The sequence below is a fragment of the Aeromonas sp. R5-3 genome (assembly GCF_040908225.1).
GTDB lineage: Bacteria > Pseudomonadota > Gammaproteobacteria > Enterobacterales > Aeromonadaceae > Aeromonas > Aeromonas dhakensis.
Genome location: NZ_JBFODH010000017.1, coordinates 19,322 through 33,866 on the forward strand (window position 1 = coordinate 19,322; position 14,545 = coordinate 33,866).

Here is a 14,545-nt window from a genome sequence, read left to right on the forward strand (position 1 = left end):
GCTGCTTAAAAAAGGGCGGCCAGTTTAGCGCGCCTTGTCCGGAACAACCATAAGAACAAAACCTTGCACTGTTTAATGGCTTGCCCCGTTGTACACAAAGAGGACAGTTGCGACCGGTTTTGCGCAATTGTGTGTGCTGGCGACTGCCAGGCTCGGCACATTTGGGTATAATCGGCGCCCATTACCCCATCCCTCCCGGGATGTGTGCAACAAGTGTGCAGGAGAGACGTTATGCCGCAGATGGCCCCCGTGATGACAATTGATGGCCCAAGTGGTGCCGGCAAGGGCACCCTGTGCCAGTTGCTGGCTGAAAAACTGGGTTGGCACCTGCTCGACTCCGGCGCCATCTACCGGGTGCTGGCCCTGGCGGCCTTGCATCACGATGTCGAGCTCGATTCCGAAGCCGCGCTGGTCCCCCTGGCCGCCAATCTGGACGTGCAGTTTCAGGTCGATGCCGAGCAGGTGAAGGTTGTGCTGGAAGGGGAGGATGTTTCCCGTACCATTCGTACCGAGGAAGTGGGCAATGCCGCGAGCAAGATTGCCGCCTTCCCGCGGGTGCGCGAAGCTCTGCTGCGCCGTCAGCGCGCTTTTCGCCAGGCCCCCGGCCTCATCGCCGACGGTCGCGACATGGGCACCGTGGTTTTCCCCGAGGCGGAAGTGAAGATTTTCCTCGACGCCAGCGCCGAAGAACGGGCGGCTCGCCGCTATAAGCAGTTGCAAGATAAGGGCTTTGATGTTAACTTTGAGCGTCTTTTAACCGAGATTCGGGAGCGTGACGATCGCGACAGAAATCGTGCCGTTGCCCCCCTGAAACCGGCAGAAGATGCTCTCGTGGTGGATTCAACCGCCATGTCCATAGACGAAGTGCTGGCAACGGTGCTCGCCTATGCGGAGCAACAACTCGGCGATGCCAGCGCAAGCTGACATCCGGTCGTCTGCACCATGGATGGCGCAGATTATTTAAAACAACCCCGCTTGTGCTGGATGACAAGTGGATGTTTCATTTGTGACATAAACAATGATCGAATCTTTTGCTCAACTCTTTGAAGAGTCCCTGAACGCCGTTGAAACCCGTCAAGGTTCCATCGTCAAGGGTACTGTCGTTGCTATCGAAAATGGTTTCGTACTGGTTGACGCCGGTCTGAAATCTGAGTCCGCTATCCCGGCTGAAGAATTCAAGAACGCCATGGGCGAGCTGGAAATCAACGTAGGCGACTCCGTTGACGTGGCTCTGGACTCTATCGAAGATGGTTTCGGCGAAACCAAGCTGTCCCGCGAAAAAGCCAAGCGCCACGAAGCCTGGCTGCAGCTTGAAAAAGCTTACGAAGAGCAAGCTACCGTTATCGGTATCATCAACGGCAAGGTCAAGGGTGGTTTCACCGTTGAACTGAACGGCATCCGTGCCTTCCTGCCGGGTTCTCTGGTTGACGTGCGTCCGATCCGTGACACCGCTCACCTGGAAAACAAAGAACTCGAGTTCAAAGTCATCAAGCTGGACCAGAAGCGCAACAACGTTGTTGTTTCCCGTCGTGCCGTGATCGAGACCGAGAACACCTCCGAGCGCGAAAGCCTGCTGGCTAACCTGCAAGAAGGTCAAGAAGTTAAGGGTATCGTCAAGAACCTGACCGACTACGGTGCATTCGTAGATCTGGGCGGTGTTGACGGCCTGCTGCACATCACCGACATGGCGTGGAAGCGCGTTAAGCATCCTTCCGAAATCGTCAACGTTGGCGACGAGATCGCTGTCAAGGTTCTGAAGTTCGACCGCGAGCGTACCCGTGTATCCCTGGGTCTGAAGCAGCTGGGCGAAGATCCCTGGGTTGCTATCGCCAAGCGTTACCCGGAGACCACCCGTCTGTCTGGCCGCGTGACCAACCTGACCGACTACGGCTGCTTCGTTGAAATCGAAGAAGGCGTTGAAGGCCTGGTACACGTATCCGAGATGGATTGGACCAACAAGAACATCCACCCGTCCAAGGTTGTTAACGTTGGCGACGTGGTTGACGTGATGGTTCTGGACATCGACGAAGAGCGTCGTCGTATCTCCCTGGGTCTGAAACAGTGCAAATCCAACCCGTGGCAGCTGTTTGCCGAAACTCACGCCAAGGGCGACCGTGTTTCCGGCAAGATCAAGTCCATCACTGACTTCGGTATCTTCATCGGTCTGGACGGCGGTATCGACGGCCTGGTTCATCTGTCTGACATCTCCTGGAACAACCAGGGTGAAGAAGCAGTTCGTGAATTCAAGAAAGGCGACGAAATCGAAGCCGTTGTTCTGCAAGTTGACCCGGAGCGTGAGCGCATCTCCCTGGGCGTCAAGCAGATCGAAGAAGACCCGTTCAATAAGTACCTGTCTGACAACAAGAAAGGTGCTATTGTGAAGGGTAAGGTTACCGAGGTTGATGCCAAGGGTGCCGTGATCGAACTGGCTGACGGCGTAGAAGGCTACCTGCGTGCCTCCGACGCTGCTCGTGACCGCGTAGAAGACGCCACTCTGGTGCTGTCTGTTGGTGACGAAGTTGAAGCTAAATTCATGGGCGTTGATCGCAAGAACCGCACCGTGAGCCTGTCTGTCCGTGCCAAGGACGAGGCTGACGAGCGTGTTGCCATCGACAACCTGAACCAACAAGAAGAAGTTGTGTTCAGCAATGCCATGGCTGAAGCGTTCAAAGCCGCCAAGGGTGAATAATCCTTGATGCAAGAAAAGGGCGGCGTGTCACGCCGCCCTTTTTTATCTTGGCGTAATGAATATTGCATGTGATCGGGGAAGGAGATTTAACGTTATGACCAAATCAGATCTCATCGAACAATTGGCTGCCAGCCGCATGCATATGCCGGCCAAAGATGTCGAAGCCGCCATCAAGGAGATCCTTGAGCAGATGGCGTCGACTTTGCAAAACGGCGACCGGATTGAAATCCGCGGATTTGGAAGTTTTTCACTGCACTATCGTGCACCCCGTGTGGGTCGCAACCCCAAGACCGGGGACAAGGTTGAATTGACCGGGAAATATGTTCCGCATTTCAAGCCCGGCAAAGAGTTACGCGAGCGCGTGAACATCATCGAATAATGCAGAAAATGGCATACCTGGGTATGCCTTTTTTGTTTTTACGGTTTCTATTGTGGCAATTGTCCGGTTTTGCCAAGTCTTTTCCCATTCGCTCTAGAGTCTGCCGGTGATTTTAAGGATAATCAGCCTCTCATTAGCTACTGACAGGGAGCTCCTATGAAGCGTATCTTGGCCCTCATTCCACTGGTGCTGGTGTTTATCCTGACGCTGGCCATCGGTTCGCAAAATGGCCAGCTGGTGCAGTTCAATTATCTGATTGCCCAAGGGGAGTTCTCGCTCTCCATGTTGCTGGGATTCTTCTTTGGTGGTGGCTTCCTGCTGGGCTGGCTGGTCTTCGGTTTGCTGTTCTTGCGCCTCAAGATGCAAAACCGCACCCTCAATCGCACCATGCGCCGTCAATCCCGTGAATTGGAGCTGGCCCGAACGGCTGCCAAGGAATAATGTCCCTCGATGCTTGAACTGCTTTTCCTGCTGTTGCCCATTGCCGCCGGCTACGGCTGGTATATGGGGCGCAGGAGTGTTCGCCAGGACACCCAGAAACAGAGTAACCAGTTTTCCCGCCAGTACGTGGCGGGTCTCAATTATTTGCTGTCCGACGAATCCGACAAGGCGGTGGATCTTTTTATCCAGCTGCTGGAAGTGGACAGCGAGACCATCGAAACCCACCTTTCCCTCGGCAACCTGTTCCGTCAACGGGGTGAGGTAGACCGGGCCATCAAGATCCACCAGAACCTCATTACCCGCCAGCTCACCATGGAGCAGCGTCAGCTCGCCCTGCAGGAGCTGGCGCGGGACTTCCTCGCCGCCGGCCTGCTCGATCGGGCCGAGAAGTTGTGGCTCGAGCTCACCGAGGACGGGGACTATGAGGAGACCGCGCTGGCCCAGTTGCAGCTTATATATCAGCAGTTGCGTGATTGGGAGAAGGCGATCGCGGTGAGCGAGCGGCTGCAAAAATTCCAGGGCAAGAAGCTGGCCCCCACCATCGCCCATTACCAGTGCGAGCTGGCCGACATGGCCCTGCGCGAAGAGAATCGCAAGCAGGCCCAGCTGCGTTTTCGCAAGGCCCTGACCGCCGACGGCAACTGCGTGCGCGCCTCGCTCGGCCTCGGCTGGCTGGCCAAGGGGGAGGGCGATCCCCGCCAGGCGGCCCGCGAGTTTGAGCGGGTGCTGACCCAGGACATCGATTTCGCGAGCGAAGTGCTGGAACCCCTGTGCGAGAGCCTGGAGCTGTGCGGCGAGGAGGCGCGTATCCCCGAGCTGCTCGGCCAGGCCCAGGAGGCGCGGGCCGGCTTCCCGGTCACCTTGCGGCTGGCCGATTATGTAGAGCGCCACAACGGGCGCGAGGCAGCCTCCGAGCTGGTGCTGCGCCAGCTGCGGCGCACGCCGTCGCTGCGCGGCTTCCAGCACCTGATGGCGCTGCAGTTGCGTGGTGCTGAAGAGGGGCAGGCCAAGGAGAGCCTGACCATGCTCAAGGCGCTGGTCGACGAGCAGATCAAGATCAAATCCACCCACAAGTGCCGGCAGTGCGGGTTTGCCACCCACTCCCTGTTCTGGCAGTGCCCCTCCTGCCGCCAGTGGGGAGCCATCAAGCCGATCCGCGGTCTGGACGGGGAGTAAGAGCCACAACAATGTCATCAACCAGGCCCCTGTGGCCTGGTTTTTTCAGGCAGGGCCGGACTCGCTCCGGACGGCGCATAACCATCGATAGGAAGTGAGATGCTAGATCCCAAAGTACTGGTTGCGCTGGATTATCAGCACGAGGCCGATGCCTTCGCCTTCATTGAACGTATCTCCCCGGCTCAGTGCCGTCTCAAGGTAGGCAAGGAGATGTTTACCCTGTTTGGCCCCCAGTTCGTGCGTCAGCTGGTTGCCAAGGGGTTCGATGTCTTTCTGGATCTGAAGTTTCACGACATTCCCAACACCGTCGCCAAGGCAGTCGCCGCCAGTGCCGAACTCGGCGTCTGGATGGTGAACGTGCACGCCAGTGGTGGCGAGCGGATGATGCGGGCCGCCAAGGAGGCGCTGCTGCCTTATGGTGACAAGGCGCCGCTGCTTATCGGGGTGACCGTGCTGACCAGCATGGAGCAGTCCGACATGGCGCCGCTGGGTCTTGATGTGACGCCGGCCGAGCAGGTGATTCGGCTGGCCAAATTGACCAAAGACGCGGGGCTGGACGGGGTGGTCTGCTCCGCCAACGAAGCGCGTGAGCTCAAGGCGCTGCTCGGTGACGAGTTCAAACTGGTGACGCCGGGGATCCGCCCCACCGGTTCGGCTGCCGGGGATCAGCGCCGGGTCATGACGCCGCTGGCGGCGGTGGAGGCGGGTGCCGACTATCTGGTGATTGGCCGCCCCATCACCCAGGCGGCCGATCCTGCCGCCATGCTGGCCGGCATCAACGCGGAGCTGGCGAGCCGCTCATAAAAAGAATGCCGGCCCGATGGGGCCGGCATTGCATCCGGTGTTGGCTCACTCCTGGACGGCGTGGGGGCGCAAGGTGACCGGCAGCAGGCCGAGCAACAGGCCGGCGCCCGAGCCAATCAGATGTGATTCAATGTGTACCCTGGCCCCGATGAGGGCGGACACCGGACTTTCCCCCGCACTGTAGAAATCCACCCCAAGCTTGATCGCTACCCCTGCCAGCATCAACCAGCCGGAGTGGCGGCGATAGCGGATATCCTGCAGCGCGCCCCACACGAACAGGCCGTGCAACGCTCCCGACAGCCCCATGTACCACTGGGTCTGCGGACACCACCACCAGATGCCGAGCCCGACGGCGCTCCCCAGCAACAGCAGCAGCAGCGGCAGGCGACAGCCTGTTAGGTATTCGCGAAACAGGCTGTAGAGCACGCACAGCCCGCTCAGGTTGAGCAGCAGGTGCCACAGATTGGTGTGGGCCAGATTGCCTGTTATGATGCGCCACCCTTCACCCTGGGCTATCAGGGTACGATCGAAGGAGAGCTGGTGATTCGGCACGGTGAAAAAGAGCAGCAAACTGGCGAGTGAAAGCGTGATGACCCAGAGCAATCCTGATTTTTCTGACAACATGAAACAGTCCGACGACAACAAGAGTCGATACTGTACACGTTGCACCAGAGCCCTCAAAGCCTGTCTGTGCGATTATATTCGGCCGGTTTCACCCCATGCGCCCCTGCACATCCTGCAGCATCCGGGGGAGGTGGGTCATCCCAAGGGGACTGCCGTCCTCTTGGCCGCCTCGCTGGCGCAGGCCCGTCTGCATGTGGGTGAACAGGTGGCCGACGTCCCCGAGCTGGCGGCCTTGTTGGCCGATCCCGCGCTGCAGTGTTATCTGCTGTGGCCGGATGAGGAGGCCATCACCCTTGCCGAGGTGCGAGAGCGGGAGACGGCCGAGCCGGCTCGCCGAGTCTGTTTTCTGCTGCTCGATGGCACCTGGCGCAAGGCCTACCGGATGCTGCACTGCAACCCCGAGTTGCAGCAGTTGCCGCGAATTGGGCTGGATGCCGTCGCGGGACAGTACTCCATTCGCAAGAAGCCGTTTCCAGAGGCGCTCTCGACCCTGGAAGCGGGCTACCATCTGTTGTCTCAGTGGGAGGGCGCACCCGATCGCTTCGCCCCGCTGATGACCCTTTTTACCCATTTGAACCGGCAGTGGCATGATTTTGCCCAGGGCCGACGCAGTTGAACTGCCCAGAGGAGTGACATACGTGAAAAAAGCCGTCGTGGTATTCAGTGGTGGTCAGGACAGCACCACCTGCCTGGTCCAGGCCTTGTCCCGTTATGACGAGGTGCACGCCATCACCTTCGATTATGGCCAGCGCCATAGTGAAGAGATCGAGACGGCGCGCCGTCTGGCCAACCGGCTCGGCATCGCCGCCCACAAGGTGATGGACGTGACCATGCTGGGGGAGCTTGCCATCTCGGCCCTGACCCGGGACGAGATCCCGGTGAGCTTCGAGCTGCAGGAAAATGGCCTGCCCAATACCTTCGTGCCGGGCCGCAACATCCTGTTTTTGACCCTGGCCGCCATCTACGCCTATCAGGTGGGCGCCGAGGCGGTGATCACCGGGGTATGCGAGACGGATTTCTCCGGTTATCCCGATTGCCGCGACGAGTTCGTCAAGGCGCTCAATCAGGCCGTCTCCCTGGGGCTGAATCGCGCCATCCGCTTCGAGACCCCGCTGATGTGGCTCGACAAGGCCGAGACCTGGGCGCTGGCGGACCACTACGGCCACCTAGACACCGTGCGCCAGCAAACGCTCACCTGCTACAACGGCATTGCCGGCGATGGTTGCGGCGCCTGTCCGGCCTGCGATCTGCGCAGCCGCGGCCTGCAGCAGTACCTGGCCGACAAGGCGGGCGTGCTGGCGCGTCTGCACCAAAAAACCGGGCTAGGTGAGAAAAGCGGATGCTGAGCCTGCGTCTCGGCCAGGCTTGGGGTATAATCCGCGACTTTTGCAACCAGCCGTGACCAAGATGCACTACCCAATCAACGAGATATTCCAGACCATCCAGGGGGAGGGGGTCTTCACCGGCCTGCCCGCCATTTTCGTTCGCCTGCAGGGTTGCCCGGTGGGATGCCCCTGGTGCGATACCCGTCATACCTGGGTGGTCGATCCTGCTCGTGAAGTGGGCGTGCAGGCGGTGCTCGACTGCTCCAACGAATCCGATGGCTGGAGCAAGATGAGCACGGCGCAGATCCTGGCCAGCTTCCAGCAGCTCGGCTATCAGGCGCGTCACGTGGTGATCACCGGGGGCGAACCGTGCCTCTATGACCTGCAGGATCTCTCTACCGCCCTCATTGCGGCAGGCTATCAGGTGCAGATTGAAACCAGTGGTACCAGCGAGATCAAAACCCATGAGCAGACCTGGGTCACCGTATCCCCCAAGATCAATATGAAGGGTGGGTTGCCGGTGTTGGTCTCGGCCCTTGAGCGCGCCAACGAGATCAAGCATCCGATAGCCACCGAGCGCCACGTGGAGGAGCTGGATGCGCTGCTGGCCACCGCTCGTCTGCGCGACGACGTGGTGATTGCACTGCAACCCATCAGCCAGAAACCCAGGGCGACCCAGCTGGCCATGGCAACCTGCATTGCCCGCAATTGGCGACTCTCCATCCAAACCCACAAATATCTGGATATCGATTGAAATGGAGTGGTTGTCCGACGAGCGGGTCTTGCTGTCGCTGGCCAACAAGATGCCGTACGGCAAATATCGGGGGCGCCGCATCATCGATATTCCGGAGCCTTATCTGGTGTGGCTGGCCCGTACCGGTTTCCCGGCCGGATCGCTTGGTCAAACGCTGGCGCTTGCCTATGAAATCAAGCTCAACGGGCTTGAATCCATGATTGTTCCCATTATTAACAGGATGTCGGTATGAGGATATATACGAGGCAGGGCGACAAGGGCATGACTCGGCTGGCCGATGGCGTGCAACTGGCCAAAGACGATATGCGGGTGGAAACCTACGGCTATATCGATGAATTAAATTCTCATATAGGTCTTCTTATTGCCGAGGTGCCCGCAGCGGAAACCGGATTATTGGCAGACCTGTTATTGCTGCAACAGGAATTGTTCGATCTTGGCGGGGAGCTGGCATTTTCCAGTGACGCTCAGGAGGCCGCCATCTGGCAGGTGAATAACGAGTGGACCCTGCGGCTGGAACAACAGATCGATGCCTACAGCGCCAATTTGCCGCTGCTGCGCAATTTCATTCTGCCCAGCGGCTCCCGGGCGGCGGCGCAAGCCCATGTGGTGCGCACCCTGACCCGGCGCTGCGAGCGCCTGTTGCTGACTTTGGGTCGCAGCGAGCAGATCAACCCGGCCATTCTGCCCTACATGAACCGGCTGAGTGACTGGTTCTTCACCATTGCCCGCTACCTGCTGGCCTGTACCGCGACGCCCGAAGTGCTCTGGGTCAAGGCGGCAGAGCGGAGCTGACGGCAGGCCGCAGGCAATAAAAAACCTCGCAAGGCGAGGTTTTTTATTGGGCCAATGCTGTTTTATCAGATGGCAAAGTCTTCGACGGATTTACCTTCGGCGACCGCCTTGGCAATCACGGACGGCATGCGACCTTGACCGGTCCAGGTTTTTTCCACGCCGTTGTCCATATAGCGATATTTGGCCGGACGAGGGGCTCGTTTGCTCTTGGTCGCCTTGGCCGGTTCGGCTGCGACTGTGCCAACCAGTTCTGCCGGATCAATACCGGCGGCTTTCAGCATTTCGGCATATTCATTAATTTTGCGCTGATGTTCTTCACGAGCCTGACGCTCGGCGGCTTCATCCTGCTGGCGTTCGCCGACAATCGCGGAGAGCTTTTCCAGGCCTTCTTCCAATTGTTCCAGCGTCAGCTCACGGCAAGCGGCGCGCAGGCTACGGATATTCAGCAGTACTTTCAAAAATTCGTTCATAGTGTTCACCACGCGAGCAAAAGAGTGAATTAAATAAAAATAGTTATTTTGGCTAATTTATACGGCCGTTCGGGATTAAGTCAAGCGAGTCGAATTAATAAATTCATGCCTGGAATTAAGTAATGCAATTGAATTCAGGCCCGATTCAGCAATATTGGCCAGTGGCATACTCGACTGAGTTCCAAGTAGATGAAAATAGCGACAAAATCATAATGTTTGCACCATTTGACTACCTCTTTGCCCTTTTGATCTGGCTTGTTTGGGGATTTAATCAAAAAACTTGCTATAACGTGTCGGCACGATAAAATGTGCCTCGAATACCTTTAAGTAGAGGCGCGCTGCCTATGACTACTTGTGCGGAGGGTGATGCCGATGATGCACAAGGAAAGGAGTCAGCGCCGAAGTGGCCAGGCCATCATACCGGGCTGCTGGTTCTGCATCTAATAGGTGCAGGACTGCCATAGTCATCCACTATGGAGCGCTACCTGAAGGGGCTGAGGAGTATTACCTCCCCATGGGTTTTGTTTCTTTATCCTCTCGGTAGATCTCCACCTGCTGTCTTTAGGTGCAAAGAGATCATGGACATCGTTCACTACGCCGACTCCGGTTGGTCAATCATTCCCCCTCTGCTGGCCGTCGCACTGGCGATCCTCACCCGCCGTGTGCTGCTGTCGCTGGGCGTCGGTATCGTTACCGGCAGCCTGCTGCTGAACCAGTTTTCTCCCCTCGACTCCCTGCATTACATGCTGAACACAGTGCTCAAGATCTTCTGGGTCGACGGGGCGCTCAACCGTGACAACATCAATATGCTGCTGTTCATGCTGCTGCTGGGCGGCCTCATCAGCCTGATGAGCGTCTCCGGTGCGATCCGGGCGTTTGCCGAGTGGGCCGCCAAGCGTGCCAGGACCCGCAAGGGGGCCAAGGCGCTTACCGGCATGATGGTGTTTGCTTTCTTCATCGACGACTTCTTCCACAGCCTGTCGGTGGGGGCCATCTGCCGTCCGGTCACCGACCGCTTCCAGATCTCCCGCGCCAAGCTGGCCTACTTGCTGGACTCCACCGCGGCGCCGGTCTGCGTGCTGATGCCCATCTCCTCCTGGGGGGCCTACATCATCGCCCTGGTGGGCGGTATCATGACGGCTCATGGCATCACCGGGCAGAGCCCCATCTCCGCCTTCGTCGAGATGATCCCGATGAACCTCTATGCGGTGTTTACCCTCATCATGGTGCTGGTGGTGATCGCGTTTCAGCTGGATATCGGTCCGATGCGCCAGCACGAGCAGTGGGCGCTGGAAGGCAAGCTGTGGGATGAGTCCAAAGGCCGCCCCATCGGTCTGGACATGGAGAGCCCGGAGGAGAGCAACGGCGGCATGATCGACATGGTGCTGCCGATCCTGACCCTGACCGCGGCCACCGTCTACTTCATGATCGACTCCGGCGCTGCCGTGCTGGCCGCCAATGGCGAGCCGTTCAGCGTGCTCGGTTCGTTCGAAAATACCAACGTGGGTTCCTCCCTGGTCTACGGCGCCCTGTGCAGCCTGGTGGTTTCCATCGGTCTGGCCATGCGTCTGAAGCTCGGTGCCAAGAACTGGCTCAAGGCCGCGCCGCAAGGGGTGATGGCCATGCTGCCGGCCATCAACATCCTGCTGTTTGCCTGGACCATTGGCGCCGTGGTGCGCGATGTGGAGACCGGCAAGTACCTGGCCTCCCTGGCCAACGGCAATCTGCCGGTGGAAGTGCTGCCGGCCGTGGTGTTCGTGCTCTCCTGCGCCATGGCGTTTGCCACCGGCACCAGCTGGGGCACCTTCGGCATCATGCTGCCGCTGGCGGGTGACATGGCGGCTGCCAGCGATGCGGCCCTGATGTTGCCGATGCTGGCCGCCGTGCTGGCGGGGTCGGTGTTCGGGGATCACAGCTCGCCCATCTCCAGCACCAGTATCCTGTCGGCCACCGGTGCCGGCTGCCATCACATCGATCACGTGATGACCCAGCTGCCCTATGCCCTGGCCATCGCCTTCGGCGCCGCCCTCGGTTATCTGGTGATGGGGCTGATGCACTCGGTGCTGGCGGGTTTCAGCGTGAGCGCCCTCTGGTTCGTCATCTTCTCCAGCTACCATTTGCGCAAGGCAAGGTCCCAGGCGGGCCTGGCTGTTGCTTAAAACGTACAAGGGGCCGCAAGGCCCCTTGGTTTTGTTAGGTGCTTTGGTTAGCATGCGCCCCATAAATTCAGTTTCGGAACAGTATCATGGCTTCACTGCACTACAAGTTTGCCACCATGAATTCAGGCAAATCGACCCAGCTCATTCAGGCGCACTTCAACTATCTAGAGCGGGGCATGCATCCCTTGGCCATGACACCCGCCATCGACGACCGCTTCGGGGTCGGGGTGATCAGCGCCCGGGTGGGGTTGGAGCTGAAAGTCGAAGTGTTCAGAGAGCGCTGTGATCTGTTCGAGATGGTGAAAGCCCGTCATGCCGAGAAGCGTATCGATGTGTTCATCGTCGATGAGGCCCAGTTCCTGACCAGGGAGCAGGTCTATCAGCTGGCCCGTATCGTCGACGAGCAGGACATTCCGGTGATCGCCTACGGCCTCAAGACCGATTTTCGCGGCGAGCTGTTTCCCGGCTCCTATCATCTGCTCTGCCTGGCCGACAAGTTCGAGGAGCTGAAAAGCATCTGCTGGTGCGGCAACAAGGCGCACATGAACTCCCGGGTCAATGAAGCAGGCCAGGTGATGCGAGATGGCGAGCAGGTGGAGATCGGCGGCAACGATCGCTATGTCTCCCTGTGCCGCAAGCACTACCTGGAAGGGCGGGCTTTCAAATAACCCGCGGCTGATGGGGATAACATGAACAAGCAAGGCGCCAATCTGGCGCCTTGCTTGTTTCCGAGGGGTCAATCGATCTCGATATCGACGGGGGCGATGATGGGATCGGCCACCGGCAGGCGGTGGAACAGCTGGCGAAAGTGCTGCTGTACCCGACCGATATCCACCAGCGACATGCCGGAGGCGAAGCCAAACCAGACGTAGAGGCCGGTGAGATCGCGAAACATGGTGGGCAGATAGCGCGGAGCGTCGATAAGCCCCTCCAGGTAGTGCTGATAGAGCACCGGGATGTCGTCCAGGGTCACCTTGCCGACAAACAGCATGGGAAGGATCTCGGGGACTCCCTCCAGCACGGCGCTGCGGATGAAGTTGACCGTCTCCACATAACCCTTCACATAGGAGAGATCCTTGGTGAAGCAGGCCCCCCCCTCGACCATGCCGCCGCGAAACACCCGCTGGGTGATCTTGTAGGCGTCGTGTTCGCTGGCACCCTGGCCGACGAAATGGCGGAACACCTCGATGAAGTCGGCGCCGTGCTCCGCCATATCGATGGCCATCACCCGATCCGAGATGCGCTTGGCCCTGTCCGGAAAGGAGCTGAAAGTGAGGGTCTCTATCAGTACCGCCAGCCCCTCCTGGCAGGCGGTGATGCGCGGCGAGCCGGCACTGAGCCAGGTGGCATAGGGTTGCTGGCGCCCGTTGAGGGTAGTGCCCACATGCACCCAGCCCTCATGGACCTCCAGCACTTGCAGGTCGAGTTCGGAGAAACGGGCGTGGGAGTTGAGCTTGATGTAATCGCCGCCGGCCGCGGCATCCGAGACGATGCCATCGCTCAGCTTGACCTGCACTGTGCCGTCACTGAAGTAGTTCGACAGCTTGCCCTGCAACCTGGCCACCGCCGCTTCCCCCTCGAACTCCTTGGGGTAGGGACGCACCAGGTGGCGGGCGCCGGGCAGGGAGAAGATGTCGCACAGCCTGGCGCCCAGCTCCTTGAGGGTCTTGCGATCGCCGCGCAGGTGATCGCCGGCCGAACCGTAGAGCAGCCGGCTGTAGCGCAGAAAGTCCGGTTGCCCGCGCTGGCGCAACATCTCGATGACCACCATGTATTGATCCACCGTCTCCTGCAGGATGCGGCCAAGATCATCCTGGGGACCGAGCCGGCGCCGGATCCTGTCCCGCAGCTCCTTGAGTTCCAGGTACTTGTTGCGGGGATCGAAGCCGAGGGGAAGGCCATCATAGAAGGCCTTGTCGACGGCTGGCAGCGTGCGCCCTCCGCTGGCCAGAAAGTCGGCCTGCAGGTGACGGGGCCACTTGATGGCATCCAGAATGCGGATGGGCTTTTGCAGGATCAAGAGTTCATCCGAGAGGGATTTCAGATGCAGACGGTACTTTTCTTGGATGGTCATTTAGCCCCCTGTGGGGCGAGTGTGGCGCTGGAATGGGCTGAGTATATGCAGGCTGCTTGCCAAAAAGAAGCGAGGGCCGTGCTTATCCGGCCAGTGCGCTTTTGGTTGCCGGAAAATTGGTTTAGACTGCGCCCCTTGATCCCAATTGTGTCGTGGAAATGATGAATATCCCCAGCTCCGAAATGATAATGCGTTGGTTGCAGCAGGCTCGTATCGAGCACTATGTCTGTGATCAGTGCCATGGTATCCACATTGTCTCCCTGCAGTCCGTCGAGGGCATCCAGGAGAGCCGGATCTTCGTTGAAGAGGAAGGGGTGCTGTTTTCATCCGAGCTGGAGGTGCGTCCCTCCGCTTTGCTGCCGCTGGTGGCCGAGCTGGGTCGCCTCAACATGCAGTACCCGTCGCTCAAGGTGTTCCTCGACATCATCGATGACAACCTGCCGCGGCTGGTGGTGGGGCATACCGTCTTTACCAAGGCGGGGCTCTCCGTCGAGCAGTTCCTGCTATTTGTCGAGAGCACCATAGCCGCGACCCATGAAGTGGTCTCCGAATGCGAGCGGTTGGGCTTCCTGAATCTGCCGGAAATCCAGGTCGCACCGGAGTCTGTGCACTGAGTTGTGCGTTAAATGTGCGAACGGTTCACCTGATGCAAAAAGCCGTTGACGCCGGCGGGGCTTTCCCCTAAATTACGCCCCGTTCCAGCGCAACGGCGCAACGAACGAGGTGTTGGCTGATCACGTTAAACAACAGACCAAAATCTGGTGAGGTGTCCGAGTGGCTGAAGGAGCACGCCTGGAAAGTGTGTATACGGCAACGTATCGAGGGTTCGAATCCCTCCCTCACCGCCAAATTTAAAGA

The 14,545-nt window shown here is 59.0% G+C and carries 17 protein-coding genes, 1 tRNA gene and 1 riboswitch; of the genes, 15 read left to right on the top strand and 3 right to left on the bottom strand.

The window, feature by feature from the left end; genetic code table 11:
• The first annotated feature begins 231 nt into the window (after nucleotides 1–231).
• The 6 genes from cmk (at nucleotide 232) to pyrF (ending at nucleotide 5,489) form a co-directional block, all read left to right on the top strand.
• The gene (gene cmk, locus AB5Y95_RS07630; RefSeq protein ID WP_010634252.1) at nucleotides 232–924 is read left to right on the top strand and encodes a (d)CMP kinase; all 693 of its coding nucleotides are present in this window, start codon (nucleotides 232–234) and stop codon (nucleotides 922–924) included.
• 94 nt (nucleotides 925–1,018) lie between these two features.
• Complete coding sequence (gene rpsA, locus AB5Y95_RS07635) at nucleotides 1,019–2,689, top strand: 30S ribosomal protein S1 (RefSeq protein WP_005299919.1); 1,671 nt, start codon at nucleotides 1,019–1,021, stop codon at nucleotides 2,687–2,689.
• A 94-nt stretch (nucleotides 2,690–2,783) separates the two neighbouring features.
• Nucleotides 2,784–3,068, top strand: a complete 285-nt coding sequence (gene ihfB / locus AB5Y95_RS07640) for an integration host factor subunit beta (RefSeq protein WP_005299934.1) — start codon at nucleotides 2,784–2,786, stop codon at nucleotides 3,066–3,068.
• 156 nt (nucleotides 3,069–3,224) lie between these two features.
• Nucleotides 3,225–3,509, top strand: a complete 285-nt coding sequence (locus tag AB5Y95_RS07645; protein ID WP_005299936.1) for a LapA family protein — start codon at nucleotides 3,225–3,227, stop codon at nucleotides 3,507–3,509.
• 9 nt (nucleotides 3,510–3,518) lie between these two features.
• Nucleotides 3,519–4,685 carry a lipopolysaccharide assembly protein LapB gene (lapB, locus tag AB5Y95_RS07650; RefSeq protein WP_017765879.1) on the top strand — a complete coding sequence of 389 codons (1,167 nt, stop codon included), beginning with the start codon at nucleotides 3,519–3,521 and terminating at the stop codon, nucleotides 4,683–4,685.
• Nucleotides 4,686–4,784: 99 nt separating this feature from the next.
• Nucleotides 4,785–5,489, top strand: a complete 705-nt coding sequence (gene pyrF, locus AB5Y95_RS07655; protein ID WP_117404243.1) for an orotidine-5'-phosphate decarboxylase — start codon at nucleotides 4,785–4,787, stop codon at nucleotides 5,487–5,489.
• 45 nt (nucleotides 5,490–5,534) lie between these two features.
• Here pyrF and rrtA read toward each other — a convergent pair whose 3' ends face one another.
• The gene (gene rrtA, locus AB5Y95_RS07660; RefSeq protein ID WP_368160327.1) at nucleotides 5,535–6,113 is read right to left on the bottom strand and encodes a rhombosortase; all 579 of its coding nucleotides are present in this window, start codon (nucleotides 6,111–6,113) and stop codon (nucleotides 5,535–5,537) included.
• Here rrtA and AB5Y95_RS07665 point away from each other — a divergent pair.
• From AB5Y95_RS07665 to AB5Y95_RS07685, 5 genes are all read left to right on the top strand, one after another.
• Entirely contained in the window at nucleotides 6,043–6,729 is a 687-nt protein-coding gene (locus AB5Y95_RS07665) for a tRNA-uridine aminocarboxypropyltransferase (protein WP_201988575.1), read from the top strand. The two genes, rrtA and AB5Y95_RS07665, sit on opposite strands and share 71 nt — an antisense overlap.
• A gap of 22 nt (nucleotides 6,730–6,751) precedes the next feature.
• Nucleotides 6,752–7,459: a 7-cyano-7-deazaguanine synthase QueC gene (queC, locus tag AB5Y95_RS07670; protein ID WP_368160330.1), complete on the top strand. Its 708-nt coding sequence runs from the start codon at nucleotides 6,752–6,754 to the stop codon at nucleotides 7,457–7,459.
• Between the two features lie 61 nt (nucleotides 7,460–7,520).
• Nucleotides 7,521–8,192, top strand: coding sequence for a 7-carboxy-7-deazaguanine synthase QueE (gene queE / locus AB5Y95_RS07675; RefSeq protein WP_368160333.1), 672 nt, complete (start codon nucleotides 7,521–7,523; stop codon nucleotides 8,190–8,192).
• A gap of 1 nt (nucleotide 8,193) precedes the next feature.
• On the top strand, nucleotides 8,194–8,424 hold the full coding sequence (locus tag AB5Y95_RS07680) for a DUF3820 family protein (protein WP_005299948.1): 231 nt from the start codon (nucleotides 8,194–8,196) through the stop codon (nucleotides 8,422–8,424).
• Nucleotides 8,421–8,984 (top strand): cob(I)yrinic acid a,c-diamide adenosyltransferase, encoded by a 564-nt coding sequence (locus AB5Y95_RS07685; protein ID WP_368160335.1) that lies wholly within the window; start codon nucleotides 8,421–8,423, stop codon nucleotides 8,982–8,984. The genes AB5Y95_RS07680 and AB5Y95_RS07685 overlap by 4 nt, the downstream gene beginning before the upstream one ends.
• Nucleotides 8,985–9,049: 65 nt before the next feature.
• On the opposite strand, the gene AB5Y95_RS07690 is transcribed toward AB5Y95_RS07685, so the two are convergent.
• Entirely contained in the window at nucleotides 9,050–9,454 is a 405-nt protein-coding gene (locus AB5Y95_RS07690) for an H-NS family nucleoid-associated regulatory protein (protein WP_005299952.1), read from the bottom strand.
• Nucleotides 9,455–9,774: 320 nt separating this feature from the next.
• Nucleotides 9,775–9,946, top strand: a riboswitch (Lysine riboswitch).
• Between the two features lie 86 nt (nucleotides 9,947–10,032).
• On the opposite strand from AB5Y95_RS07690, the gene AB5Y95_RS07695 reads away from it, so the two are divergent.
• Nucleotides 10,033–11,613 carry a Na+/H+ antiporter NhaC family protein gene (locus tag AB5Y95_RS07695; RefSeq protein ID WP_368160338.1) on the top strand — a complete coding sequence of 527 codons (1,581 nt, stop codon included), beginning with the start codon at nucleotides 10,033–10,035 and terminating at the stop codon, nucleotides 11,611–11,613.
• Between the two features lie 86 nt (nucleotides 11,614–11,699).
• Entirely contained in the window at nucleotides 11,700–12,281 is a 582-nt protein-coding gene (locus tag AB5Y95_RS07700; RefSeq protein WP_005299956.1) for a thymidine kinase, read from the top strand.
• Nucleotides 12,282–12,349: 68 nt separating this feature from the next.
• Here the strand turns inward: AB5Y95_RS07700 and AB5Y95_RS07705 are convergent, their stop codons facing one another.
• Nucleotides 12,350–13,687, bottom strand: a complete 1,338-nt coding sequence (locus tag AB5Y95_RS07705; RefSeq protein WP_216972713.1) for a flavohemoglobin expression-modulating QEGLA motif protein — start codon at nucleotides 13,685–13,687, stop codon at nucleotides 12,350–12,352.
• A 158-nt stretch (nucleotides 13,688–13,845) separates the two neighbouring features.
• On the opposite strand from AB5Y95_RS07705, the gene AB5Y95_RS07710 reads away from it, so the two are divergent.
• Both AB5Y95_RS07710 and AB5Y95_RS07715 read left to right on the top strand, forming a co-directional pair.
• The gene (locus tag AB5Y95_RS07710; protein ID WP_005299960.1) at nucleotides 13,846–14,301 is read left to right on the top strand and encodes a YbjN domain-containing protein; all 456 of its coding nucleotides are present in this window, start codon (nucleotides 13,846–13,848) and stop codon (nucleotides 14,299–14,301) included.
• A 146-nt stretch (nucleotides 14,302–14,447) separates the two neighbouring features.
• A tRNA-Ser gene (locus AB5Y95_RS07715) sits at nucleotides 14,448–14,535 on the top strand.
• Nucleotides 14,536–14,545 lie beyond the last annotated feature (10 nt).

Excerpts from the sequence above, each read along its gene's own strand:
- lapB (WP_017765879.1), top strand. The coding sequence starts at position 3,519 with ATGCTTGAACTGCTTTTCCTGCTGTTGCCCATTGCCGCCGGCTACGGC.
- pyrF (WP_117404243.1), top strand. The coding sequence starts at position 4,785 with ATGCTAGATCCCAAAGTACTGGTTGCGCTGGATTATCAGCACGAGGCC.
- AB5Y95_RS07705 (WP_216972713.1), bottom strand. The coding sequence starts at position 13,687 with ATGACCATCCAAGAAAAGTACCGTCTGCATCTGAAATCCCTCTCGGAT.
- rrtA (WP_368160327.1), bottom strand. The coding sequence starts at position 6,113 with ATGTTGTCAGAAAAATCAGGATTGCTCTGGGTCATCACGCTTTCACTC.
- cmk (WP_010634252.1), top strand. The coding sequence starts at position 232 with ATGCCGCAGATGGCCCCCGTGATGACAATTGATGGCCCAAGTGGTGCC.
- ihfB (WP_005299934.1), top strand. The coding sequence starts at position 2,784 with ATGACCAAATCAGATCTCATCGAACAATTGGCTGCCAGCCGCATGCAT.
- queE (WP_368160333.1), top strand. The coding sequence starts at position 7,521 with ATGCACTACCCAATCAACGAGATATTCCAGACCATCCAGGGGGAGGGG.
- AB5Y95_RS07680 (WP_005299948.1), top strand. The coding sequence starts at position 8,194 with ATGGAGTGGTTGTCCGACGAGCGGGTCTTGCTGTCGCTGGCCAACAAG.
- rpsA (WP_005299919.1), top strand. The coding sequence starts at position 1,019 with ATGATCGAATCTTTTGCTCAACTCTTTGAAGAGTCCCTGAACGCCGTT.
- AB5Y95_RS07695 (WP_368160338.1), top strand. The coding sequence starts at position 10,033 with ATGGACATCGTTCACTACGCCGACTCCGGTTGGTCAATCATTCCCCCT.
- AB5Y95_RS07690 (WP_005299952.1), bottom strand. The coding sequence starts at position 9,454 with ATGAACGAATTTTTGAAAGTACTGCTGAATATCCGTAGCCTGCGCGCC.
- AB5Y95_RS07645 (WP_005299936.1), top strand. The coding sequence starts at position 3,225 with ATGAAGCGTATCTTGGCCCTCATTCCACTGGTGCTGGTGTTTATCCTG.
- AB5Y95_RS07710 (WP_005299960.1), top strand. The coding sequence starts at position 13,846 with ATGATGAATATCCCCAGCTCCGAAATGATAATGCGTTGGTTGCAGCAG.
- AB5Y95_RS07700 (WP_005299956.1), top strand. The coding sequence starts at position 11,700 with ATGGCTTCACTGCACTACAAGTTTGCCACCATGAATTCAGGCAAATCG.
- AB5Y95_RS07685 (WP_368160335.1), top strand. The coding sequence starts at position 8,421 with ATGAGGATATATACGAGGCAGGGCGACAAGGGCATGACTCGGCTGGCC.